Origin of the sequence: Nonomuraea sp. MTCD27, from assembly GCF_041950495.1 — a bacterium.
GTDB lineage: Bacteria > Actinomycetota > Actinomycetes > Streptosporangiales > Streptosporangiaceae > Nonomuraea.
In genome coordinates this window covers 145530-170540 of the sequence record NZ_JBGNUW010000005.1, presented here as the reverse complement: position 1 = coordinate 170540, position 25011 = coordinate 145530, and the positions used below count along the sequence as shown (strand labels likewise).

Annotated in this window: 13 protein-coding genes; 11 read left to right on the top strand and 2 right to left on the bottom strand. The window is 69.4% G+C overall.

Features of this window, described 5'->3' with window-relative positions:
* The first annotated feature begins 175 nt into the window (after positions 1–175).
* From ACBJ59_RS16540 to ACBJ59_RS16500, 9 genes are all read left to right on the top strand, one after another.
* On the top strand, positions 176–1813 hold the full coding sequence (locus ACBJ59_RS16540; RefSeq protein ID WP_375111105.1) for a PhpK family radical SAM P-methyltransferase: 1638 nt from the start codon (positions 176–178) through the stop codon (positions 1811–1813).
* Between the two features lie 46 nt (positions 1814–1859).
* Positions 1860–8276: an amino acid adenylation domain-containing protein gene (locus ACBJ59_RS16535; protein ID WP_375111104.1), complete on the top strand. Its 6417-nt coding sequence runs from the start codon at positions 1860–1862 to the stop codon at positions 8274–8276.
* Positions 8273–9547, top strand: coding sequence for an MFS transporter (locus tag ACBJ59_RS16530; RefSeq protein ID WP_375111103.1), 1275 nt, complete (start codon positions 8273–8275; stop codon positions 9545–9547). The genes ACBJ59_RS16535 and ACBJ59_RS16530 overlap by 4 nt, the downstream gene beginning before the upstream one ends.
* 62 nt (positions 9548–9609) lie before the next feature.
* Positions 9610–10560, top strand: coding sequence for a TauD/TfdA family dioxygenase (locus tag ACBJ59_RS16525; protein WP_375111102.1), 951 nt, complete (start codon positions 9610–9612; stop codon positions 10558–10560).
* A 19-nt stretch (positions 10561–10579) separates the two neighbouring features.
* Positions 10580–14473: an amino acid adenylation domain-containing protein gene (locus tag ACBJ59_RS16520; RefSeq protein WP_375111101.1), complete on the top strand. Its 3894-nt coding sequence runs from the start codon at positions 10580–10582 to the stop codon at positions 14471–14473.
* The gene (locus ACBJ59_RS16515; RefSeq protein ID WP_375111100.1) at positions 14470–14712 is read left to right on the top strand and encodes an MbtH family protein; all 243 of its coding nucleotides are present in this window, start codon (positions 14470–14472) and stop codon (positions 14710–14712) included. Before ACBJ59_RS16520 ends, ACBJ59_RS16515 begins: the two co-directional genes overlap by 4 nt.
* Positions 14693–15415: a leucyl/phenylalanyl-tRNA--protein transferase gene (aat, locus tag ACBJ59_RS16510; RefSeq protein WP_375111099.1), complete on the top strand. Its 723-nt coding sequence runs from the start codon at positions 14693–14695 to the stop codon at positions 15413–15415. The genes ACBJ59_RS16515 and aat overlap by 20 nt, the downstream gene beginning before the upstream one ends.
* On the top strand, positions 15416–16564 hold the full coding sequence (locus ACBJ59_RS16505) for an FAD-dependent oxidoreductase (RefSeq protein WP_375111098.1): 1149 nt from the start codon (positions 15416–15418) through the stop codon (positions 16562–16564).
* Between the two features lie 69 nt (positions 16565–16633).
* The gene (locus tag ACBJ59_RS16500) at positions 16634–17422 is read left to right on the top strand and encodes a thioesterase II family protein (RefSeq protein WP_375111097.1); all 789 of its coding nucleotides are present in this window, start codon (positions 16634–16636) and stop codon (positions 17420–17422) included.
* On the opposite strand, the gene ACBJ59_RS16495 is transcribed toward ACBJ59_RS16500, so the two are convergent.
* Both ACBJ59_RS16495 and ACBJ59_RS16490 read right to left on the bottom strand, forming a co-directional pair.
* On the bottom strand, positions 17364–18203 hold the full coding sequence (locus ACBJ59_RS16495; RefSeq protein WP_375111096.1) for a response regulator transcription factor: 840 nt from the start codon (positions 18201–18203) through the stop codon (positions 17364–17366). The two genes, ACBJ59_RS16500 and ACBJ59_RS16495, sit on opposite strands and share 59 nt — an antisense overlap.
* A gap of 145 nt (positions 18204–18348) precedes the next feature.
* Positions 18349–21507 carry a BTAD domain-containing putative transcriptional regulator gene (locus tag ACBJ59_RS16490; RefSeq protein WP_375111095.1) on the bottom strand — a complete coding sequence of 1053 codons (3159 nt, stop codon included), beginning with the start codon at positions 21505–21507 and terminating at the stop codon, positions 18349–18351.
* Positions 21508–21848: 341 nt separating this feature from the next.
* Between ACBJ59_RS16490 and ACBJ59_RS16485 the strand changes: the two genes are divergently transcribed.
* Positions 21849–23786 (top strand): BTAD domain-containing putative transcriptional regulator, encoded by a 1938-nt coding sequence (locus ACBJ59_RS16485; protein ID WP_375111094.1) that lies wholly within the window; start codon positions 21849–21851, stop codon positions 23784–23786.
* A 244-nt stretch (positions 23787–24030) separates the two neighbouring features.
* Positions 24031–24750: a hypothetical protein gene (locus ACBJ59_RS16480; protein ID WP_375111093.1), complete on the top strand. Its 720-nt coding sequence runs from the start codon at positions 24031–24033 to the stop codon at positions 24748–24750.
* The last annotated feature ends 261 nt before the right edge of the window (positions 24751–25011 follow it).

Here is a 25011-nt window from a genome sequence, read left to right as displayed (position 1 = left end):
TTCATTACGGCAAAAGCGCGGGGCTTGTCAAGGGTCGCGTATCTGGTTCGCTCCGGATTGCGTCGCACTTACGACACCGCAATGATCGCCGTAACCAATCCGTGTCGGTCACGTATACCTCGCCAACTTCGGCCAGTTGCGGTCTCAGGGGTTGTGTGACTCGGAGGAGGCTGTGATGTTGGACTGCGTAATCGTCGGACACAACGACGGTGACTTTCCGACGCAGGTCGAGATGGTCGCGGGAATGGGTCGTGACTCGGGCGCGTACCGCGATTTGTCGCTCGCCTTCATGCAGTGGGAAGGCGTGCCCACCCGGGCCCTGGACTTTCTCACCCGGCAACGCGTGGTGGACGGGTACGGTGACGACCGCCGCTACCACAATCTCGAGATGTTGTGGCCCACCATCACCTATCTCGGTTCCTTCCTGCACCGGCACGGCTATTCCTTCGATTACGTCAACCTGTTCCAGGACGAGAAGGAACGGTTCGCGGCCGTGCTCGCCGACGAGCCGCTCTCCGTGGCGGTCACCACGACTCTGTACGTCATGCCGGATCCCGCTGTCGAGGTCGTGCGGTTCGTCCGTGAGCACAGCCCCAAGACGAAGGTGATCGTCGGTGGCCCGTTCGTGGCCAACTACGCACGGCAGAGTTCACGCCCCGCCTTCAGCCAGGTGCTGAACCTGGTCGGCGCAGATGTCTACGTGGTCAGCAGCGAAGGCGAGAACACGCTGGTGAACGTGCTGGCCGCGCTCCGGGAGGGCAAGTCGCTGCGCGGGATCCCGAACGTCATCTTCCGTGAGAACGGGGAATGGGTCTTCAACGACGAGGAGATCGAGCGGAACCCGCTCGAGCAGAACATGGTGGACTACAGCTTGTTCAGCCCGCTGGGGAACTTCGTCACGCTGCGCACCGCGAAGTCCTGCCCCTTCTCCTGCTCGTTCTGTGGGTTCCCCGCGCGCTCCGGCAAATACGTCTATCTCCAGACCGAGCTGGTGGAGCTGGAACTCGACCGGATCCGCGAGCACACGTCGGTCACGAATCTCACCATCATCGACGACACGGTCAACGTGCCGAAGGTGCGCTTCAAAGAAATACTCCGGATGATGATCCGGAAGAACTACGGATTCCGGTGGAACTCGTTCTATCGCAGCGACCACGGTGATGACGAGACGATCGAGTTGATGGCCGAGGCGGGCTGCGAAGGAGTTTTCCTCGGGGTGGAATCCGGCTCGGACCAGATGCTCAAGGCGATGAACAAGACCGCGCGCCGGCGTGACTATCTCCGGGCGATCCCGCGGCTGCGGCAGGTCGGCATCGTCACGCACGCCAATCTCATCATCGGCTTTCCCGGCGAGACCAGGGAAACCGTGGACGAGACGCGCAGCCTGCTGGCCGAGGCCCAGCCGGACTTCTTCCGGCCGCAACTTTGGTACGCCGACCCGATCACGCCCATCTGGGAACGGCGCGCTGAGTTCGACGTGTCCGGCTCGATGTTCAACTGGCGACACCGGACGATGACCGCCGGCCAGGCCGCCGACGTGATCGATGACATGTTCCTGAACACGCGCGAGTCCATCTGGCTGCCGCAGAGCGGATTCGAGCTGTGGAGCGTCTTCTACCTGATGCGCAGAGGAATGGCTCTCGACCAGGTCAAGCAGTACGTGCGTGCCTTCAACGCCGCAGTCGCGGAGAACGTCGGACGCTCGACCCCGGTGGACGTCAGCGCCGCCGCGGTGAACCGGCTGATCGAGAGTGCCACCTTCGAGCCGAACGGCGCCGACCGTGCTCCCCTTCCTGGGGCGATCACCGCTTAGGCAAGGAACCCCGTCGTCCGTCGCCGGTTGAAACAGGAGAGGCTTGATGGTCATCGAGAACGCAGACGTCATCGACATCGTCGGCCAGTTCGAGCGGAGCGTCGATGTCGCCCCGGACGCGCCTGCGGTGGTCCACGGTGATCAGGTGTTGAGCTACCGGGAGCTGGACCTCCGGGCCAATCGCCTGGCCCATGCCCTCATCGCGGCCGGGGCAGGGACGGATTCCGTCGTCGCGACCATTCTGGAGCCTGCCGCCGATCTCCTCGTCGCGTATCTCGCCGTACTCAAGAGTGGCGGCGCGTTCCTGCCTGTCGATCCGCAACAGCCGGAGCGCAGGAAGACGGACCTGCTCGTGGGCGCGGGGGTACGCGTCGCCATCGTGCCCGAAGGGCACGCCGCACTCCCTCTCAGCGACGTCAGCGCCGTCCCGGTCTCGCAGTCCGTGCGGGGTGACGCCGAGGCTCTTCGGCCGCAGCCGGTCGTGTTCCCCGAGCAGCTGGCGTACGTCATCTATACCAGTGGCTCGACCGGGCGGCCGAAGGCGGTCGGCGTAAGCCGCCGGTCCATCTCCAGCCATGTCTCCGCCATCGCCGGCCGGTATGAGCTCTCGGCGGCCGACCGCGTACTGCAGGCCGCCCGCCCCGGGGTCGACGTCGCCATTGAGCAGAGCCTCACTCCGCTCGTCCGCGGAGCGAGCGTCGTGGTGCCGGTCGGCCGGTGGGGCGCGTCAGAGCTGATCGAGAAGATCAGGCGGACCCGGCCCACGGTGATGGACCTGCTGCCCGGATACGCCCAGCACCTCCTGGAGAGCGACGTCGAGGGGACGCTGGACTCCGTCCGTCTGCTGCTGCTCGGCGGTGACGCCGTCAGACCGGGCGACGTCCGCGCCTGGCGCCGGTTCCTGCCGGAAGGCGCCCGGATCATGAACGCCTACGGCCCGACGGAGACGACGATCACCGCGGTGGCGGGTGTGGTGGGACCGGCCCCTGATGAGGACGGGACGGTGCCGATCGGGGTGCCGGTGGACGGGGTCCGGGTTCATGTCGTGGACGAGGACCTGCGTCCGGTCCCTGCCGGGACGCCGGGGGAGTTGCTGATCGGTGGCGGAGGGCTGGCGCGAGGGTATGCGGGTCAGCCGGGTTTGACGGCGGAGCGGTTCGTGCCGGATCCGTTCGGCGGTCGTGGTGAGCGGTTGTACCGATCGGGTGATCGGTGCGTGCAGCGTGCGGACGGCGTTCTGGAATTCCTCGGGCGGGTCGACGAGCAGGTCAAGATCCGCGGCTTCAGGGTGGAGCCCGGTGAGGTCGAGGCCGTGCTCGCGCGCCATCCGGGAGTGGCCGAGTGCCTGGTGACAGCCCGTGAGGACCGGCCGGGTGAGCGCCGCCTGGTGGCCTACGTGCGGCCGGTGGCCGGTGGCGGGGAGCCGGTGTCGCCGGTGGAGCTGCGTGACCTGGCGCAGGGGAGCTTGCCGGAGCACATGGTGCCGGTGGCGTTCGTACGCGTCCCGAGCTTCCCGCTGACCGCGAACGGGAAGGTCGATCGGCCGGCTCTGCCGGCGCCTCGGCAGGAGGACCTGGCGGTCTCGGAGAGCGCTGAGCCGGTCAGTGAGGTGGAGCGGAGCGTCGCGGAGACCTGGAGGCGGGTGCTGGGCGTGGATCGCGTCGGTTCGCACGACGACTTCTTCGCCCTGGGAGGCGACTCCATCGCCGCGACCCGGGTCCTTTCCGACGTCCGCCGCGCGTACGGCACCGCGATCCCCCTGTCCTCGATCTTCGAAGCGCCGAGGTTGCGGGACTTCGCAGCGCTGGTCGGTGTCGAGAACGCCGGGAAGACCCTGGCCGTCGCGGATGTCCGCAACCAGGACGGCCGGCTGTCCTACGCCCAGCAACGCCTGTGGTTCCTGGACCGGTACGAGCAGGAGAACGGCCAGTACAACGTGTCCGTCTCGTTCCGCATCCGGGGTGAGCTGCGTGAGGATCTGCTGAAAGACGCCCTGAACACGGTGATCGAGCGGCACGACGTGCTGCGTACCGGGTTCCTCCAGGCGCAGGGCCGTCCCGCGCTGCACGTGGTGGACCAGGCGCAGGTGCCCTGGGAGCCGGTGGACCTGCGGTGGCTCGGCAAGGTGCCGACCCGAGAACAGGAGGCCAAGCGGCGGGTCAAGGAGTTCATGGCCCGCCCCTTCGACATCGGCAGGCCTCCGCTGCTGCGCGTCCTGGCCATCCGGCTGGGCCCGGCCGAGTGGATCATCACGATCGCGCAGCATCACATCGTGACGGACTGGTGGTCGCTGGGGAAGCTGCTCGACGAGCTGTCCGCGATCTACAGGTCACGCCTGGAGGGACAGACGCCGGATCCGCGCAGGCCCGAGCTCCAGTACGCCGATTACGCCGCCTGGCAACAGCAGTGGATGGCCGGCGACGAACCCGAGCGCCACCTCGAGTACTGGCGTACCCAGCTGGCCGGATACGAGGCGGCGGAGGTGCGGCCTTCCCGCCCCCGGCCACCGGTGCGATCCACGCGAGGCATGAGCCACGACTTCCGGCTGGAGCCCGAATTCCTCCACGCTCTCAAGGATCTCGCCCAGCGGCACGGCGCGACTCTGCACATGGTTCTGATGTCCGCCGTCGGTCTGACGCTGTCCCGCTACACCGGCCGGAGCGACGTGGCCTTCGGCACCGCGATCGCCGGCCGCGACCGCGGCGAGCTGGAGGATCTCCTGGGGTTCTTCGTCAACACCCTCGTCATCCGGTTGACCGTCGAGCAGGACCTGACCGTCGCGGACCTGCTGCGGCAGACGCGGGCGACCTCCCTGTCCGCCTACGACCACGCGGAACTGCCCTTCGACAAGCTCGTGGAGGAGCTGTCCATCGATCGGGATCCGAGCAGGACCCCGCTCTTCCAGCTCATGTGCGTCCTGGAGAACCCGGCCCAGCCCACCCCGGACCTGCCTGGGCTGCAGGTGGAGGAGTACGACGTCCCGGTCGAGATCGCTCCGTTCGACCTGACGGTCGAGTTCATGGAGAACGCGAGTGGAATGCGCGGACGCATCCTCTATGCGAAGGATCTGTTCGACGAGCGGCTGATCGCCCAGTTCGCCGCCGCTCTCCGGACCGTCCTGCGGACGATGGCGCGGGATCCGGAGCTTCCGCTGGCCAAGGTCTCCGTCCTGGCGCCGGAGCACCACGAGCAGCTCCTCGCGCAGGGGACGGCCCCGCGTCTCCCTGACGGGTGCGGGTTCGTACATCGGCGATTCGAGCTCCAAGCGGCCGCCCGCCCCGAGGCGACCGCGGTCGTGTGCGAGGAGGACTCGCTCAGCTATCGCGAGCTCAACGAGCGAGCCAACCAGTTGGCCCATGCTCTGCGCAGGCGCGGGATCAGGCCCACGGACACGGTCGGCGTCTGTGTCCGCCGCTCGCCGGACCTCGTCGTCGGCATGCTGGCCGTGTTCAAGGCCGGTGCCGGTTATCTCCCCCTGGATCCGGAGCTGCCCACCGAACGGCTGGCGTACATGCTGTCCACCGCGCGGGCGTCGCTCGTGGTCACGGACGATGAGCTTCCCCCGGCGATGACCGCCGAGATCCCTGCTCTGCACCTCGACGACGTCCGGGACGACGGGAGCCTGCCCCTGACCGATCCCGCGACGGCCGGCCATCCCGACGAGACGGCGTACATCATCTTCACCTCCGGTTCGACCGGCCGGCCCAAGGGCGTGGCCGTGTCCAGGCGGTCGCTGGACGATCACACCGCGGCCATGCGGGAGGTCTACGCCTTCGAACCACGCGACCGGGTGCTGCACTTCCTGGCGCAGGGCTTCGACGTGTCGCTGGAGCAGGTGTTCACCACCTTCGCCTGTGGGGCCACCCTGGTGTTGCGCGGCGACGATCGATGGTCGCCCGGCGATCTGGTCCGGCGCATCGACTACCACGGCATAACCGTCCTGCATCTGACGCCGTCCCATTGGCAGGGCCTGGTCGGCCTGCTCGAGTCCTCTCCGGAGTCGCGCCCCGACCACATCGGGCTGGTCATCGTGGGCGGCGAGCAGATGACCCGTGCGGACGCCGTCCGTTCCCGGTCGGTCTTCCCCAAGGCCCGCCACCTCAACGTCTACGGTCCGACAGAGGCGACCATCACGGCGGTCGTCGGTGAGGTGGATGCGGGTGCCGACGGGGACGGCGTGGTGCCGATCGGCGTGCCGATCGGCGGGGTGCGGGTCCACGTGGTGGACGAGAACCTGCGCCAGGTCCCGGTCGGAGTGCCGGGAGAGCTGCTGATCGGTGGGTCAGGGCTGGCTCGAGGGTACGTGGGCCAGCCGCGCCTGACGGCGGAACGGTTCGTGCCCGACCCCTTCGGCGGCTCCGGCGAGCGGTTGTACCGCTCGGGTGACCGGTGCGTGTGGCGCCCGGACGGTGTCCTGGAATTCGTCGGCCGGCTCGACGAGCAGGTCAAGATCCGCGGCTTCCGGGTGGAGCCGGGCGAGATCGAGGCCGTGGTCGCGAGCCATCCGGGGGTGGCCGAGTGCCTGGTGATGGTGCGCGAAGACCGGCCGGGCGATCGTCGGCTGGTCGCCTACGTACGGTCGGCGGCCCGGGAGGCGGCCTCGCCGGCGGAGCTGCGCGCCCTGGTCCAGGGGAGCTTGCCGGAGTACATGGTGCCCGCGGCGTTCGTACGCGTGCCGGGCTTCCCCTTGACGGCCAACGGGAAGGTCGACCGTTCGGCGCTGCCGGCGCCGGGCCAGGAGGATCTGGCGGTCACCGAAGGGGCCGCGCCGATCAGCGGGACGGAACGAACCGTCGCGGAGGTATGGGGCCGGGTGCTGGGCGTCGACCGGATCGGCCTGCACGACAACTTCTTCGCCCTCGGCGGCCAATCGCTGCTCGCGACGGAGGCGGTTGCCCGCCTGAACGACGCCTTCCGGGTCGATCTCTCCCTGCCGGTGATCTTCCAGGAGTCCACGGTGGCCGCCCTGGCAGCCAAGATCGAGGAGGAGAAGGCCAAGGGCTCGGTCACGTCGGCACTGCCCGAACTGGCCGCCACCGGTGCGTCCCAGGCACCCCTGTCCTACGACCAAGAGGGCATGTGGCTGATGGAGCAGTGGCATCCGGGCACGGCGGTGTACAACATCCCCATCGGCCTGCGCCTGAGCGGCAGGCTCGACGCGGATCGGCTGGAGCGCGCTGTGCAGTCCGTGGTGGCCCGCCACGGAGCCTTGCGTACCGTCTTTCCCACGACAGATCCGCCCATCCAGCGCGTGTTGCCGGAGATCTCCGTGCCCTTGCAGATCGTGGACGTGTCCGACGGGCCGGAGGCCCTCCGTGAGGACCAGGCGCGCGCGAGGGCCGGGCAGGACGCCTGCCGGCCGTTCGATCTGGAGCGCGGGCCGCTGCTGCGCGCCGTGCTCTACGTACTCGGCCCGACGGATCACCTCCTGGTGCTGACCGTTCATCACCTGGTCTCGGACGGTTCGTCACTGGGGTTGCTGGTCGAGGAGGTCGGCGCGCTGTACAGCGGTGATCGGGCCGTACCCGAGCTGTCGGTGCAGTACGTCGATCACGCCGCGTGGCAGCGGAGGTGGCTTACGCCGGAGCACGCCTCGCAGCGACTGGCCTATTGGGAACGGCAGTTGGCCGGCGCTCCCACCGAGCTCCAGCTGCGGACGGATCGACCGCGGCCTTCGACGCAGACCTTCACCGGAGGCTGCGTCGCCTTCCGCATCGAGGAATCGATCACCCGCGCGCTGGAAGAGCTGGCGCACCGGGAAGGAGCGACCTTGTTCATGGTCGCGCTGGCCGGGTACGCGCTCACCCTGCATGGCCGGACGGGACAAGATGACCTCCTGATTGGTACGCCGATCGCCAGCCGCACGCGGACAGAGCTGCAGCCGTTGATCGGATTGTTCGTCAACACGCTGGTCATCCGCAGTCGGACGGCCGCTGACATGACGTTGGTGGAGTTCCTGCGCGCCACTCGGGACACCATGCTGGAGGCGTTCGCCCACCAGGATGTTCCCTTCGAATGGCTCATCGACGCGGCCCGTGCGGAGCGCGGTCCGGCCCGTCCGCCGCTGGTCCAGGCATGGCTCGATTTCATCAACATCGCCGGTGCCGAGCCGGCGCTGGCAGGCTTGGAGGCGGCGTACACAGAGGTCTTCGACTGGCCGATTCACTATGAGATCCAGTTCGACCTCTGGCCGGAGAGCCGCGGTCTGCGCGGCGAGATCCTCTACAAGGCGGATCTCTTCGACCCGGCCACGGTGGAGGAGATCGCTGTGGAGTTCGAGTGCATCCTCCACGCCATCGCCTCGGAGACGGCGACCGTCGGCGAACTGAAAGTGTTGGTCGACGACGCTCTGGCCAAGCGGCGGGCGAGCCAGCGCGTCCTGCTGGACGATGCCGGCCGCGCGAAGCTGGATCGGGTGTTGGCCAAGCGCTCTCCCGTCTCAGCAGCCGGAGGCGCGCTATGACCATGGCGGATGCGGGCCGGGAGAGGCAGAGATCACTCTGGCGGCAGGCCTCGTTCACCTCCTTCTGGGGCTCTCAGGCAGCGTCGTTCCTCGGCACGCAGGTGACGATGGTGGCGCTGCCGTTGACCGCGGTGGCCTTCCTGCACGCCAGCGCGTTCGAGGTCGGCCTGCTGGCCGCGTTGGAGCGGGTCCCGTTCGTCCTGCTGTCACTCCCGGCCGGAGCCCTCATCGACCGCTGGGACCTGCGCCGAGTTCTGGTGGCCTCGGCGGTGCTTCGTGCAGTCCTCATCCTCACAGTGCCCCTTGCGGCGGCGCTGGGTCTGCTCACCATCGGCCACCTGTACGTGATCGCGATACTGGTCGGTGCGCTGAGCGTATTCAGCGATGTCGCCGGGCTGTCCGTCCTTCCCGTGCTCCTGCCGCCGGACCGGCTCGCGGACGGCAACGGCAAACTCGAGGCGGGACACTCGGGTGCGGATGTGCTCGGGCCCGGGCTCGGAGGACTTCTCGTCCAGGTGCTCTCGGCGCCGTTCGCCCTGCTCGCCGACGCGCTAGCCTTCGCCGTGTCCGGCCTGCTGATGCTGAGGGTGCGTCCGGTTCGGCCGGCCGTGACCGCTGAGCAGGACGAACCCGCCTCGCTGGTGCGGCAGATCCGTGAGGGCCTGACGTTCGTGGTGTGCACGCCCTTGCTGCTGTGGAACGCGGTGGCGGCCTGCCTCATGAACCTGTTCGCCTTCGTCTTCCTCGCGATCCAGCACCTCTACATGATCAACACTCTGGGCATGGCGCCGGCCACGGTCGGCCTGGTGCTCGCAGCCGGAGGAGTGGGCGGGGTGCTCGGCTCCGTGGTGGCAGGTCGCCTCATCGAACGAGCGGGCCTCGGCCGCGCCTTCGTTCTCGGTGGTGCCGCGGTGGCGGTCGGCGTGCTCATCGCCGCCGTGGCTCCTCACGGGGCGTTCGCCGGCCCGGCAGTCCTGATCGCCGGCTACTTCGTGTACGTGCTCGGTGGGCCGGTGTTCAACGTCGCGGCGATCACTGTCCGGCAGGTGGTCACGCCCCAGCAGCTGCTGGCCCGGACGAATGCGACGATGCGGTTCTTCATCTGGAGCTCGATCCCCATCGGAGCCCTGCTGGGCGGGTTGCTCGCGACGGCCCTGAGCCTCAGGGGGAGCGTGCTGGTCGCGGGGATCGGTCTGTTGCTTCCGCTGGCGGTGTTGTGGCTGTCGCCGATCAGGCGAATGTCGCATATGGAAAGGACTGGTGCAGCATGACAGACGCAATTCCTGCGCCCGGGGTGAGCCGGCGCCGCGCGGTTGGAGCCACCCTCGCCGACTTGACCGACCTCACGCCGTCCGCGCGACCAGCCGAGCCGGTCGTGGTGACCGCACGGCATTCCGGACTCAAGCTGGGCGATTGGCTGAGGTCGAACACCGCGGCCGTCCAGACCCATCTGCACCAGACCGGGGCGGTCCTGTGCCGGGGATTCGCGGTCGGGACCGCCGAGGACTTCGCCGAGGTCGTGGCCGTCGACGCCGACGACCTGCTGGACTACGTGTACGGGGGCACACCGCGGACCCGGGAGCTCGACAAGGTCTACACCTCCACCGAGTACCCAGCGGATCAGACCATCGCGCAGCACAACGAGTTGTCGTACGCCAGCGCGTGGCCGGCCAAGCTGTGGTTCTGCTGTCTGGTGCCGGCCGGCCACGGAGGGCAGACGCCCCTGGCCGACAGCAGGAGGGTGCTGGAGCGCATCTCCGCGCAGTCGCGGGAGCGGTTCGAGCGGCACGGTGTTACGTACACACGTGAGTTCGGGCTGGGCGTCGGCCTGGCATGGCAGCAGGCGTTCGAGACCACGGATCGCGACGCGGTGGAGCGCTTCTGCGCCGGCAACGGGATCCGGGCCGAGTGGGGACCGAACGACACCCTGCGTACCACCCAGGTCTGCCAGGCCGTGGCAGAGCACCCTGTGACCGGCGAACGGGTCTGGTTCAACCAGGCTCACATGTTCCATCCGTCCACCCTGCCGCGGAGCGTCCGGGAATCGCTGCTGTCATCCGACATCGGGCTGAGCCGGGACGTGTGCTACGGCGACGGCACTCCGATCGGCGACGCGGAGATGGACGAGGTCCGCCGGGCCTACGAAGCAGAGACGCGCTCCTTCGACTGGGTGGCTGGTGACGTGTTGATCGTCGACAACATGCTCGTCGCGCACGGACGTCGACCGTACGGCGGCAGCCGCCGCGTGCTGGTCGCGATGTCCGGCATGACCAGCGAAAACTAGATCGTCGTAGGGAGTAGGGATGAGCACCGACACCGGATTCGCCCTGTCGCCGCAGCAGCGGCGTGCGTGGCTGGCGCGGCACACCGTGGACGGTACACCTTGGCGCTGGCTGTGCGACCTCGAGATCCGCGGTGCAGTCGACGCGACGCGGCTACAGGACGTGATCGGGGCGCTCACGGCAGGCCATGAGATCCTGCGTACGACGTACAGGCGGGTCGCTGGTCTCGACGCCCCGGTCCAGGTCATCGGAGCATCGAAGCCGTTCGCGCTGGACAGCGGCCCCGGCTCACCCGGACCGCTCGACATGGCGGCCATCGAACAGCCCCTGCAGGCGAGCCTGATCGCGGAGGGCGAGGAGGTGCACCTGCTGCGGCTGCACGGGCCCGGGCCGAGCCTCGACTTCTCGGGCATCACGCGGGTCGCGGCCGAGATCGCACGCCGATATCGTGACGGCGACACCTCGGCCAACAGCGACGCACCACAGTACGCTGACCTGGCCGAGTGGCTGAACGAGCTCCTGCACGCCGACGACACCGCAGCCGGCCGGGACTACTGGCGGCGGCTGGCCGCGGGCCCGGGGCTCCCGATACGGCTGCCGTTCCGTGAGCGGGGCGACCACGGCGGCCGACGTACCTTCGAGCCGGAGCGGCTTCGCGTCGCGACCATCACGAACTCCCCGGAACATGATGCGCGATCGCTGCTGCTGGCCGCGTGGTCCATCCTCCTGTACCGATACGGCCGGCAGGAGGAGTCGCTCCTCGCCGTGGCACACCCCGGTCGGCGGCACGCTTCTCTGGAAGATGCGATAGGGGCTTTCACGCGTTATGTGCCCATGGCTGTGACGCTGTCGGCTGACGCGACGGCCGACGACGTGATCCGCAGGGTCGCCAACGCCGATGCGGAAGGAGCCGAGTACCAGGACTACTTCACCCGCGAGATGTGGGCCGGGTTCCGGCCGGACTCCACAGCCGAACTCGACGTCGGCTTCGACTACCACGTGATGCCCGCGCTGGCCGCCGGACACGGATGCACCTTCGCGATCCGACACATCGACGATGCCACGGATCTGTTCGAGATCCGGCTGCGTTGCCTGCGTACCGAGGACACGGTGGAGGCGTTCGTCGAGTACGACGCCGGCCGGGTGCGTTCGGAGGACGCGTCCGGCCTGGTGGCGGCGTTGAACGTGCTGTTGAGCGAGATGGTGGCCGACCCTGGGCGGCCGATCGGCGAGCTGCGCCTGATGGCCGTGTCGCAGGCGGGCGGATGCCGCCCGACCGCCTCGGTGGCCAGGCGAGCGAGCATCGGGGACCGTTTCGCCGAGGCCGCCCGCCGCCGGCCGGCCTCGACCGCGGTCGAGCACGCCGCCGAGCGGCTCACATTCGGCGACCTGGACCGGTGGTCGGGCAGCGCGGCGGAAACGCTGAGGCGGCTCGGCGCGGCGCCCGGCACGGTTGTCGCGGTGCTGCTCGAACGGGGACCCGCGTTGGTGGCGGCGATTGTGGCCTGCCTCCGGGCTGGCGCCGCGTACACCGTCATCGACACCGCACTTCCCAACGAACGGATCAGGTTCCTCCTCGACGACAGCGCCGCCTGCGCAGTGCTCACCGACGTCGAGTGGTCGTCCCGCATCCCAGCGGATCTGCCCGCGATCGTGCTGCGGTCCGGTGGCTGCAAACAGCTCGGCGACGCGATCGAGGCACGGACAGTGGTCCCGGCCGATACCGCGTACGTGATGTACACCTCGGGTACCACCGGTTCCCCCAAGGGCGTGCTGGTCGGGCAGCCGAGTCTGACCGACTATGTGACAGGTCTGGTGGACACCCTCGAACTCGAGGAGCCGTTGACCTACTGTCACGTTTCGACCTTCGCCGCGGACCTCGGCAACTCGGTGCTCTTCCCCCCGCTGTGCACCGGCGGCCGGCTCATCATCGCCACCCGGGACGAGATGACCGATGCCGACCGGCTCGGGCGTCTCATCCGCGACAACGCCGTCGACGTCCTGAAGATCGTTCCGTCTCATCTGAGGGCGCTCATGCACGCGTCCTGGTCGCCGGCGACCCTCATGCCTCGCCGCTACCTGATCACCGGCGGCGAGGCGCTCGACCGCGAGTTGCTCGACGGCATCCGAGCCCTGGACCCCCCGTGCGAGGTGATCAACCACTACGGGCCGACCGAGACCACGGTCGGCGCCACCTATCACCGGGTCGCGCCGGGCCCGCTGGATGAGCGGCTCGCCACGGCGCCGATCGGCGGACCCCTCGGCGGCGCCGCCGTCTACGTGGTGGACCCCGCGATGCACGAGGTGCCGGCGTGGGTCACCGGCGAGGTCCTCATCGGCGGAACAGGCGTGGCGCACGGCTACCACAACCGTCCCGGCCTGACCGCGGAACGGTTCCTGCCCGATCCGTACGGCACGGCGGCGGGCGGGAGGCTGTATCGCACGGGAGACCTGGCCCGAAGGCTGCCCTCCGGCGAGCTCCATTTCGTCGGGCGCGAGGACGGGCAGGTCAAGGTCTCCGGGTATCGGGTGGAACTCGGCGAGATCGAGGCGGTCGCCGCGCAGTACGTCGGCGCCCGTCAGTGTGTGGCCGTGCTGGATCCGCGTGAGGGTCACACCGGCACGGTCCTCTACGTCACGTCGGGCGACGGGCCGCTGGATGTGGACGACCTGCGCACCCACCTGGCCGCACGACTGCCTGTCTACATGCAGCCGTCCGATGTCGTCGTGCTCGGCCGGCTCCCACTCACGGCGAACGGAAAGGTCGACCGAGCCGCGCTGCCGGCACCGGTGACGGGCTCTGGCGCCGGTCGTGAACCGGCGGACGCCACGGAACGGAGCCTGCTGCGCATCTGGCGCGACGTCCTCGGCCAACCCGCCATCGGCGTGACCGACGACTTCTTCCGCAGCGGCGGCAACTCGTTGCTGGCGATCCGGCTGATGTCGGAGATCGAGAAGGGCACGGGCGCCAACCTCCCGCTCTCGGCTCTGCTCGAGGCCAGCACCGTGGAGGCACTGGCCTGCCGGATCCAGGAGCGGTCGGTCGGCGATGCGCCGCCGGGTCATCAGGCCGATTCGCCGGCTCCCTTCTTCTGCGTGCACGCGGGCGGTGGTGGCGTGCTGGCGTACACCGAACTGGCCCGAGCCATGGAGCCCGGACGTCGGCTGGCCGGGATCGAGGCCGCAGGACTGCGGCCGAACGGCTCGATGCCCGCCGGCCTCGAGGAGATGGCACGGACCTACGCGCAGGAGATCCGAGCGCAGCAGCCGGTCGGGCCCTATCTGATCGGCGGCTGGTGTCTGGGCGGCATCATCGCCCATGAGGTGGCTCAGCAACTCGTACGCCAGGGAGAGACGGTGGCGGCACTCGTCGTCCTGGACAGCGCCGCGCCGTCCGAGTCGCTGTCGGACGAGACGGTCGAGGTCCAGACGGACGCCGGCGAGGACGCGGACGAGGAGCTCGAGCTGCTGGCCCGGTTCGCGTGGCACTACCAGCTCGTCCTGGACGGGGCGAAGCTCCCGGCCATGGACAGCGAGGGCCGCTTCGCGCACCTTCTCGAGCGGGCCCGGCAGGCCGGTGTCCTTCCGGTGGACGCGGGCAGCGAACGCCTGGCGCGGCTTCTCGCCGTCTACGGGCACAATCTGCGCGCCGCGGATGAGTACATCCGGCGCGGTCAGCCGGCCGCCGTGGCACGGTTCCCCGTGCTGCTGATCAAGGCCGAGAAGGATCCGCTGTGGCCCGAGCTGGACGACACCCTGGGCTGGGCGGCACTGTACGGGGATCTCGTCGAGGTGGGGTCCGTACCGAGCGACCACCACACGATGTTGCGCGCGGACCTGGCCGAACAGGTGGCCGAGCGCCTCACCGCTTTCCTCGATCACTCAATGGACCGACTGGAGGTAAACGCGCCATGACGGACGCGCACGCGCAGAGCCAGATCTATCAGGTGGTCGTCAACCACGAGGAGCAGTACTCGATCTGGCCCGCCCAGCAGGAGTTGCCCGGCGGCTGGCGGCCGGTGGGCAAGACCGGACCGAAAGGCGACTGTCTGGACTACATCACCGAGCTGTGGACGGACATGCGGCCCTTGAGCCTGCGCTTGCGGATGGATGACCCGCAGGGAGAGCACAACGATGCAGGTCTCAGCAGATAGCCGGAGCCGGATCGAATTCGCCGACCCCCGCAACTCCGCCCTCTCCGCCGTTGCGGTCGGTGGTGAACTGATCGTGGACAACCTTGTGGTCGCGTATCAGAAGGGGATTTTTCCGTTCATGATGGGCGATCCGCCGACTCTGGTCTGGCTGTGCCCCAAGGACCGGGCGGTCCTGGAGTTCGATCGGCTGCATCTGCCACGGTCCCTGCGCACCTTGGCGAGCCGGCGACCCTATGCCCTGACGATCGACCGCGATTTCGCCGGGGTCGTGGACGGGTGCGCCCGTGCGAGCCGGCCGGGCGGCCGGCCGACCTGGATCACGGATGACCTGGCCGAGGGGTACCGGCGTCTCCACGCCGCGGGCAGGGCGCACAGCGTGGAGGCCTGGGACGGCGGTGAGCTGGTCGGGGGCGTGCTCGGCGTGGACTGCGGTGGCGTGTTCGCGGCAGAGAGCATGTTCTACCGGAGGCCGGACGCATCCAAGCTCGCCTTCCTGCATCTGGTCGACCACCTGGCCGCCGGCGGAGCTCGGTGGGTCGACTTGCAGCAGACCTCCCCGTTGTTCGACCGGCTCGGCGCCCGGGTCATGGCCAGGGAACGGTATCTGGATCTGCTCGAACAGGAGCAAGCACGCCGGCTGGTCCTCTTCGACCGGCCGGAAGGGAGCTCTCCGCTGTCGGCGCAGGCCATGAAAGGGGTGTAGATGAAGCCGCCTGAGGTACTCGTAGTCGGCGCCGGCATCGCCGGGCTCTCCGTGGCGGGGGAGTTGCAGCGACGCGGCGTGTCCGTACAAGTCGTCGAGCAGGCGGAGGCGCTTCGCGTTCCTACCGCCGGCATCGTGCTGCATCCCAACGCGCTCGCCTGCCTGGACCACCTGCGCGGGGCTCTGGATCAACAGGGAAGCCGTATTGAGCGGAACGTCGCGATGGATCGTGACGGCAGCGAGACCGTAGTGGAATGGAAGAGCGTCTGGCCGGAGCTTCCCCTGGCCGTCCACCGCCGGACGCTGGGAAAGCTCTTGCTCTCCCAGCTCGACCCCGACACGATCCACTGGTCGACGGCACCCCTGAAGCTGATACAGGAGCCGGAGGGAGTGCGTGTCACCTTCAATACCGGGGACAGCGAGACCTATCAGGTGGTCGTCGGAGCCGATGGGATCAACTCGTGGACACGGCACATGGTCGATCCGGATGCCCAGCCGAGGTTCACCGGGCACACGTTCATCCGAACGACGGTGCTACCCCTGACACCGTCCTCCTCCGCGGAATGGCGCACGTGGCGGCATGGCCCGCACACGTTCGGCCTCATGCCGATCGGTCAGGGACGGATGGCCGTCTTCTTCCAGATCGCGGCCTCCGAGCCCCTGCGCTCCGAGCTCCCCGATCCGCTCGAAGTCCTGCGCAACGGGTGCGGCGACATGCCGGGCGAGGTGCGCCGATTCGTGGATTCCATGCGCCTGGACGAGCAGTTGGTGACCCGGTCCGCCTTCGCGCTGACCACCAGCCGATTCGTGGCCGGTCGCGTGGTTCTCATCGGGGATGCGGCGCACGCGGTGTCCCCTGCGACGACTCAAGGCGGCGGTCTGGCCGTCGAGGACGCGGCCGTGCTCGGTGAGGAGATCGGCACACATGGCTGCCGTCCTGAGGCCCTGGCCGCCTTCGAACGGCGCCGGCAGGCTCGCGTGAACGCCTTCCAAGCGATCGCGACCCAGCAGGTGACGCTGATGGAGGCAGTGGCCGCACGCCGGGTGCCTGGACCGGAAGGGCTCGATGACTCTGCACCGATCAAGCCGCCGGTGGACGCGTCCGCCTGGTATCGGCGCCTCTACGGCCCCCTGCTGGCGGTGCCGTAGCAGAACCCGGTGATCGTTCACCGCATGATCTCGGGCTGCGTGCACTCTGAGAGACGTAGGAGCTTGACCATGAGTGAAGGCGTTGCGGATGCGCGCTGGTTCCAGTCGCACGATGACCTGACGGATGCCCGCGTGCAGTTGTTCTGCCTCCCGGCCGCGGGCATGGGCGCGTCGGCGTACCGGAACTGGCAGGCAGCGCTGGGCCCGGCCTTCGAAGTGATCGCCGTACAACTGCCCGGCCGGGAGAACCGGATCGGCGAGCGTCCGCTGCCGACCGTCGAGCTGTTCGTGGAGCAGGTGACCGGACCGTTGCTGGAGCGCGCCGATCGGCCGTTCGCGCTCTTCGGCCACAGCCTGGGGGCACTGCTGTCGTTCGAGGTCGCGCATGAGCTGGTACGGCGGGGACGTCCTCCGGCGGAGCTGTTCGTCTCCGGGCTGGAAGCGGCACATCACCGGGCGCCGGCCCCCGCCGAGGTGCACGAACTGCCCGATCCCGAGCTGCTGGAGTACGTCCTGCGGCTGGGCGGGATCTCTTCGCAAGAGCGCCGGCACGTCGAGGTGCTGTCCCTGTTCCTGCCCACGATTCGAGCCGACTTCGCGGCGGCGGCAGCCTACCGGTATCGCTCGCGGCCGCCGCTGCCTGTGCCGATAACGGCCCTGGCGGGTCGCGAGGATCCACTGGTGGATCCTCGACGGCTCGCCGCCTGGGCCGAGCTGTCACGTGCGAGGGTGCAGACTCACCTGCTGCCCGGCGAGCACTTCTACCTGGACACGCAACGGCAGGCGGTGCTCGACATCATCAGATCGGCGCTGGGCAGCCCGGACGCGGCTCCTGCCGGGGCGTCTCGTGCGATGTGACGTCAGGGTCTTGACCGGGCTTGAGCAGCCCCATGGTGTACGCGGCCAGCGTGAGCTGCGCCTTATTCCCGACCTTGAGCTTGCGGCGGATGCGCTGCACGTACGTGTCCACGGTGGTCTTCGACAGGCTGAGCGACCGCGCGATCTCCTTGTGCGTCATCCCCTGCGCCAGGAGGCCGAGGACGTCGAGCTCCCGGGAGGTCAGCGACTGGGCGTCGTGGGGAACTCGGGAACTGCCGTGAGGCGAGTGTGACGGCTTCACGACCGGCGTTTGTGACATGTAGGAACCGCCCCACGAGAGCACCTCCAGCGCCTCGATGAGCATCCGCGGCGGTGAGGACCAGTCGACCAGCCCGGCCACACCCAGCTTGATCAGGCGGAAGAGATCCGACGCGTTGACCGGCGGGCAGAACGCCAGTACGTGGAGGCGGTCGCACAGCGCTCTCACCCGCTCTGTATGACGGGTGAGACCGAGCGGATTCAGCACGACGACTCCGGGAAATCTGCTCCCGTCGCCGGTCAGGCTCGTGAACGCGCTGTCGAAGCTGGTGAAGGTGCGCAGGACGATGCCGGGCGTTTCAGCCGCCGAGGCTATGGCCCCGCGCATGGCGATGGACTCGTCGATCACGATATTGGCGAGCACCGTGGCAGGAACTCGGCCGCTGGGCGGATACATCCGGGTGGCCCCCTGTTCAGTCGCGTCAGCTCTTGTCGTTCCAGGGCGACGCAGGCGAGCCGGACCGGTTCCGGCCAGTGAGCAGACCGAGCCGAGCGACTGCACCTACACGGCCGATCATTTTTCTGCCCGGGCGCATACGCAGCGCATCCCGGGCGCATGCTCCAGGAGGGTCACGACGTCTCGGCAGGTGAGCCGGTACCGCGAACGCCTCCGGCATGGACGGCGCTCGCCGGTGCCTTCAGGGTCCTTACAGGAGGCTGATGCCGTTCATGACGACCTGTGCCCGCCGCCGGGCCGACCGCGCCCCGCGCTCGTCGCCGCTCCGCTCGCGTGCCTGTCCCAGAACGTCCAGTGCGCGGGCGTAGCCCAGGCGTTGACCGGTCCTGCCGAAGGCGCGCAGGGCCCGTTCGCAATGTTTCGTGCACCGCTCGAGCTCCGCCAGGCCGAGATCGGCCACGGCCAGAGCGACCTCCGCCTTGCCGATGCCCGGGCTGTATCCCGCCGTCGCCCATTCCAGCGCGGATCCGGCGTATGCGCGGGCCTCTTCGAGCCGTCCCTCGCGCATGGCCAGCTCCGACGAGCCCAGCGCGGCCTCCACGCAGCCCTGGCGGTGTCCGATGCTCTCCGCTTCCCGGCTCGCGACGTGGAGCTGGAAGGTGACCGGCCGCTCCAACCGGATCTCGGCCCGCGCCAGGCCGATGAGCGCGAGGATCTCATAGCCGTGGTCGCCGATGCTCACGGCGAGGTCGAGCATCTGCTGCCGGGCGGCCAGCGCGTCCTCGTCACGCCCGGCGTCGCTGTACACGGCGGCAACCGAGTCCAGCACGGCCACCTGGCCGTAGCGCACCTTGGCCGCTCGGGCCAGCCGCAGCGCGTGGCTGAGAACGCTCATCGCCTCGCCGAGCCGGCCCTGCTCCTGCCTGACCAGACCGAGCCCGGCCAGCGTCAGGATGTGCAACTCCGCGCTCTCCGTCTCGGCCATCATGGTTCGCGCGCGCTCCAGATATTCCTCCGCCGTCCCCAGCCGGCCGAGGTGACGCAGCATATAGGCGAGATTGTTGATGCTGGAGGCCGCCCGGTCGCGGTCGCCGATCGACTCGTAGATCTTCAACGCCTGACGGGTCCTGCCCACGGCCGCCCGGTGGCGGCCGGGCATGGCCAGGGCGGAGCCGAGGGCGCGCAGGGCGTCGGCCTCCCCGCTCAGCCACTGGGCGCGACGACACAGCGCCGCAGCCTTCTCCAGGTCCTTGGCCGACAGCAAGTAGTCGCCGGTGCAGTAGTGCGCCAGCCCCAGCGACAGGTGCATCGCCGCCTGCCCCACGAGGCTGCCGTCCCGCCGGGCCGCCTCCAGCCCGAGACGCGCCAGGTGCAGCCACGGGAGCATCCAGCGCCGCCGGTAGAGAACGATGCGCAGCGCGTGGGCCAGTCGCCACGCCATACCCGCCAGCCCGTGACGGGCAGCGTGTTCCGCCGCCGCCATCACGCTCTCCCACTCAGCCGTGATCCACGCCTCCGCCTCCTCCCGCGAAGCGAAGACCTCCGGCGCCACGGCGGACGGCTCCGTGAGCAGGTCGACGGGGCGGTTGTACGCCAGTCCCGCGACAGCGGCGATGCTGTGCAGGTAGTAGTTCATCAGCCTGTCGGCGGCCGCCTCTCGCTCGGCGGGGTCGCCGGCGGCGTTGAACTCGCCCGCGAGCTCGGCGAGCAGGTCGTGGCAGGCGAAGCGGCCGACGCCGGTCTCGGTCGCGAGATGGACGCGGGCGAGCTCGCTGAGCAGGTCCTCCGCCTCGTCCTTGCCCACGTCCGCGAGCGCGGCCGCGGCTCCGACGGTGATGCCCTCTCCGGGGATCAGGTTGATCAGCCGGAACATCCGGCGCGCCGGGGGCGCCAGCACGGCGTACGACTGTTCGAGCGCTTGCCGCACGGCCACCCCGTCGTCCCCCTCGATGCGCAGCCCGGCAAGCCGTCCATGGTCGGCCAGCCGCGTCACGAAGTCGTCGATCGTCCAGTTCGGATGGTCGGACAGGAGGACTCCCGCGATCCGGAGTGCGAGCGGCAGGCGTCCGCACAAGCGGACGAGCTGGGCTGCGGCCTCCGGCTCGGCCGCGGTCCTGCGCTCTCCGGTCGAGCTGGCGAGCAGCGCGAGGCAGTCCTCCAGGGAGAGGACGTCGAGCGTGATGCGTTCGGCTCCGTCGCGCGCGATGAGGCCGCTGAGGCGGTCGCGACTGGTCACGAGGGTGAGGCAGTGCGGTTCACCCGGAAGGAGCGGACGCACCTGCGCGGCGTCGACGGCGTCGTCCAGAACGATGAGCATGCGACGTCCGGCGAGCGAGGACCGGTAGAGGGACAGGCGAGCATCCAGGTCCTCGGGCACGTCCCTCGGCGCGTGGCCGAGGGCGCACAGGAGGCGGGTGAGCGGGTCGGTGGTCTTCGGATTGCGCTGGAATCCGCGAAGGTCGAGGAAGAGCTGCCCGTCAGGGAAGTCAGCCGCGTGCTCGTGCGCCCACCGCAGGGCCAGGCTGGTCTTGCCGACGCCGGCCGGCCCCACGACGGTCACGGTCCTGACCGGCCCCTGGCAGGCCGCGGTGATCCTGCCGAGCTCGGCATGCCTGCCGATCAACCTGCCCGTGGCCGGCGGCAGGTGCCGCGGGCCTGCCTGCCGCTTTCCCTTGATCAGCCGGTCGTACAGCTCGCGTAACGGCGCCGCCGGTTCCAGGCCGAGCTCCTCGCGCAGGCGCAGACGTAACTGATGGTAGAGCTCCACGGCCTCGGCGGTCCGGTCGGTGGCGGACAGGGCTCGCATGAGCTGGCCGTGCGTGCGCTCGCGTAGCGGATTGTTCACCACGACCTCGCTCAGGTCGCCGGCGACCTCCGCCGCTCGCCCGAGCGCCAGGAGTTCCTCGGCGCGCTCTTCGATGGCCGCGATGTGGAGTTCTTCGAGGCGGGCCTTCGCGGCTTCGGCAGAGGGGTGATCGATGCCCGGGAACGGCGGGGCGGACCAGAGGGACAGTGCCTTGCCGTACAAGGCGACGGCCTCCTCGCGACGGTCGTCCGTCGCCGCGGCACGCGCCTGCCGGACGAGGTCGGCGAACAGGTCGGAGTCGAGCTGGTCGGGCCGCAGGTGCAGGAGGTAGCCGGAGTGGCGTGTCACGATCAGCTCGTCGGGACCGGCGTGGCAGGCCGCCCGCAGCTTCGAGACCAGCATGCGGATCCGGGATCGGTGGCTGCCGGGAAGCGAGTCGCTCCAGAGGACGTGCGCGAGGTGATCGACCGGCACCACTTTGTTGGCGTTCAGGAGCAGCACTGCCAGCACCATGGCCTGTTGTGACGGGAGGGAAGCCTCCACTCCCTCGACCGTCACCGTGACCGCTCCCAGGACGCGAAAGGACCGGACGTACGTTGCCATGATCCAACACTAGGCGCTCACGGAGAGGGCGTGTGTCAAGTCGGCGAAGGTGCCCGGCGCACCCCGTACGGCGGTCTCGTCCCGCCACTCGGCGAGCACATCGGCCATGCCCGGAGACCGGTCCTAGAAATAGGACGCCTCGAAATAGGACTGCCGATTGCGCCCTGACCGGTATCTCATAAGACGCGCGATCAAAACGACGCCTCACCGAGAGGAACGCGCGTCCGCCCCGGCTCGCCCCACCCGGAGGCGCAGGAACACGACGGCAGGGGATCGGCTGAACGGACTCGTCCGGAGGTGGCGTGGCGGAACTTCGGTTACTCGGGTCGGTAGAGCTGAGGATGCGTGACCAGGTCATCGATCTCGGTCCACCGCAGCGGCGTGCCGTCTGGGCGGCGCTGGCCGTGGATGCCGGCCGGCCGGTATCGGTGCCCACCCTCGTGGGCAGGGTGTGGGGCGAGTTCATACCGGCAGAAGCGCGCAGTGCCGTGTACGCCCACATCACGCGAATCCGCCGCTTGTTGACCGCGGCGGAGAAGGCCGACGGCGTCCGGATGAGCTTGGAGCGCCACGCGGGCGGGTATCTCCTCGACGTCGATCCTGACCGGGTCGACCTGCTGCGCTTCCGCCGGCTGGCTGAGCTGGCGCTGGACAAGAGCCTCGACGACAGGGCGAGAGTGGCGCTGCTGCGTGAGGCGCTTGGCCTGTGGCGGGGACGCCTGCTGGAAGGTGTGGACGGCGCGTGGGCCGAATGGGCCCGGGCACACTTCGGTCTCTACCGGGTGGAAGCCGTGGTGGCCTGGGCCCGGCTCGAAGTGGATCTGGGCAACCACGAAAGGGTCATCCCCCAGGTGCATGCGCTGATCAGCGAGTACCCGCTGGCGGAGCCGCTGGCCGCGGGTCTGATGCGTGCGCTGCACGCGGCCGGACGTAACGCCGAAGCCCTGGAAGTCTTCGCGACGACCAGGCGACGGCTCGTCGAGGAACTGGGCACAGAGCCGGGATCGGAGCTGTGCTCCATCTATCAGTCGGTGCTGCGTGGAGAGCTTGACGGGGGAGCGGCACCGGCTGTGAGCCCCGCATCACTCCAGAGGGCCCGCCCATCAGTGGCGCGACCGCGGTCCGCGGCCGGCCTCAGGCCGGCGTCGCCGCCGCCCTGCACCCTGCCCGCCGGCATTCCCGACCTGACCGGTCGTGAGGACGCCATCGCCGAGCTGGAACAGCAGTGCCAGAGGGGCGGGCCCAGCGGCGGGCGTGCCATGGTCGTCCTGTCCGGCGCGGCCGGTGCCGGCAAGACGGCAGTCGCCGTCCACGTCGCGCACAGGCTTCGAGCCGCGTTCCCGCACGGACAGCTCTACCTGCACCTGGCCGGGCTCTCGGCCCCGAGAACCCCGGCGGACGCCATGGGGCAGTTGCTGCGGGCTCTGGGCGTGCCGCGCGGCGCCCTTCCCCGCGACATCGATGAGCGCTCAGCACTGCTGAGGTCTCTCACGGTCGATCGCCGCTATCTGTTCGTGCTCGACGACGCGGCGGACGAGGCGCAGGTGCGGCCGTTGCTTCCCGGCGCCGGCAGCGCGGTGCTGATCACCAGCCGTCGCCCGCTGTCCGGCCTGGAGGGGGCTCACCGGCTGGCGCTGGGTTCGTTCTCTGACGACGAGGCGCTGCGCCTGCTCGGATCCGTCATCGGCGTGGAGCGGCTGGCGTGCGAGCCGGCGCAGGCCGCTGACATTGTCCGGTACAGCGCGGGGCTCCCGCTGGCCGTGCGCGCCGTGGCGAGCCGCATCCAGACTCGCCCGGAACGCCGGCTGGCAGCGGTGGCGGCGGAGCTGGCGGGCTCGAACCGGCGGCTGGACCTGCTCGCCAGCGGAGATCTCGACGTACGCGCCAGCATCGGTCTGTCGTACCGTGCGTTACCACCCGACTCCCGGCGCGCGCTCCGCAAGGTCAGTATGCTCCCCCTGGGGGACGTCCCTGTCTGGGCTTTCGGCGCCGCAGCGCCCCAGGAGGTTACGGCGAACGCCGGCACTGCCGACGGCGGACGGCGCCGGTCCGGCGATCGCACGGCGGTCGCCGATCGCGGCGCCTTCATCGTGGACGACCTGATGGGCTTGCACATGATCGGCTCAGCGGGCCTGGACGAGACCGGCTGGCCGTGTTATCGCATGGACGACCTCGTTCGTGCCTACGCCTGGGAACGTGCCTTCGAAGAGGACGAGGAGGCGGATCGGTGGGCCGGGAGCCTGTGGGGTTCCAGGGCCGGCATTACTTGCAGCACATAGCCGGGCCCAGGGCGGAGAGGCGCCTCGTCGAAGGCCCTTTGCAGCTCGCACAAGATCTGCCTCGAGTAAGGTCCTCGCCGAGTACGAGACCTACTTCAATCTGCATCGTCCGCACCGAGCTCTGAAGCGGGCCAGCCCACTGCGGGCGCTGCCCGATCCAGTCGACGCTGACATCGAGGTCTCCCGACGAGACCGGCTCGGCGGCCTCCTGCATGAGTACGCGCAGGTCGCATGAGGCGACACAATGTTGCACCCACAGGCCGGCATCGGCTCGGCGCCGAAGGTCGCTCCCCTGCGCGGCGGTTACATCACCCTCGCCGAGGCCGCCGACGCCTTCCTGGCGATCCCGCGCACGGCCAACCCGAACACCCACCGCGCCTACGCCTCGGCCATCGACCGCGTCACCGCACTGCTCGGCCGCGGGATCCTCGCCGGGGTGCTGCTCAGTCGCGGTGAGGTGCAGCGGTGGAGCCTGCCCACGGTCGCGGTGCGGGTGGTCCGGCAGCCGCCCGACGGGACCGCCTTCGACGTGCGTTCCGCCGCGCTCCGGCAGGGCAGGGGCAAGCTCGGCTGCCTGATGCTCGTGGTCACTGTGCTCATGCTGCTCGTGGTCGGCGCCATCGGCGCGACGCTGCCGGCGGACCGGGGGACGGACTCCCCGAACTATATCGCCTTCATGGTGGGCCTGGTGCTGGTGATGCTGGTGGTGCTCGCTGGCGACGAGCCGGACGAGCGTCACCTCCGGCTGCCCGACGACGCCACTCCGCACGGCGCGATCGCGGCGGCGCCGGCGGCGCACGGCCCCGAGGGCGTCTTCCGCGGCGGGTCTCGCGAACTGGTGCCACAACATTCGGTCAGGTTGGCAGTTGACGTCCGGTCGTGCCCGCCTGGCGAGGAGGCGCAGGTCGTGAGCGGGCGGCGCATGCGGGGCGGAGCGCCGCACCCGTCCGCTGAGGTGCTGTGAGCGGAGTGACGGAACTACACACAGTTGACTAACGCGACTTAAGCGGAATACTGGTCACCCGATTGGGCCGTCGTTCTAGTGAGACGAGGATTCCCATGTCGTCGTTCGGCCTCGCGATGCCTCAGGCAGAGCCGTATCAGGCACAGCCGTATCAGGCAGAGCCACGCCAGGCGGAGCCGTACCAGGCGAAGCCGCACCGGGCAGAGCCGCACCAGGCTTCCGGCGACGCCGACGACGCGGAAAGGCACGCGCCAGATCGGC

Bases quoted from the DNA above. Each gene is read 5' to 3' on its own strand.
- ACBJ59_RS16540 (WP_375111105.1), top strand. From the start codon at position 176: ATGTTGGACTGCGTAATCGTCGGACACAACGACGGTGACTTTCCGACG.
- ACBJ59_RS16535 (WP_375111104.1), top strand. From the start codon at position 1,860: ATGGTCATCGAGAACGCAGACGTCATCGACATCGTCGGCCAGTTCGAG.
- ACBJ59_RS16530 (WP_375111103.1), top strand. From the start codon at position 8,273: ATGACCATGGCGGATGCGGGCCGGGAGAGGCAGAGATCACTCTGGCGG.
- ACBJ59_RS16520 (WP_375111101.1), top strand. From the start codon at position 10,580: ATGAGCACCGACACCGGATTCGCCCTGTCGCCGCAGCAGCGGCGTGCG.
- ACBJ59_RS16515 (WP_375111100.1), top strand. From the start codon at position 14,470: ATGACGGACGCGCACGCGCAGAGCCAGATCTATCAGGTGGTCGTCAAC.
- aat (WP_375111099.1), top strand. From the start codon at position 14,693: ATGCAGGTCTCAGCAGATAGCCGGAGCCGGATCGAATTCGCCGACCCC.
- ACBJ59_RS16505 (WP_375111098.1), top strand. From the start codon at position 15,416: ATGAAGCCGCCTGAGGTACTCGTAGTCGGCGCCGGCATCGCCGGGCTC.
- ACBJ59_RS16500 (WP_375111097.1), top strand. From the start codon at position 16,634: ATGAGTGAAGGCGTTGCGGATGCGCGCTGGTTCCAGTCGCACGATGAC.
- ACBJ59_RS16490 (WP_375111095.1), bottom strand. From the start codon at position 21,507: ATGGCAACGTACGTCCGGTCCTTTCGCGTCCTGGGAGCGGTCACGGTG.
- ACBJ59_RS16485 (WP_375111094.1), top strand. From the start codon at position 21,849: ATGCGTGACCAGGTCATCGATCTCGGTCCACCGCAGCGGCGTGCCGTC.
- ACBJ59_RS16480 (WP_375111093.1), top strand. From the start codon at position 24,031: ATGTTGCACCCACAGGCCGGCATCGGCTCGGCGCCGAAGGTCGCTCCC.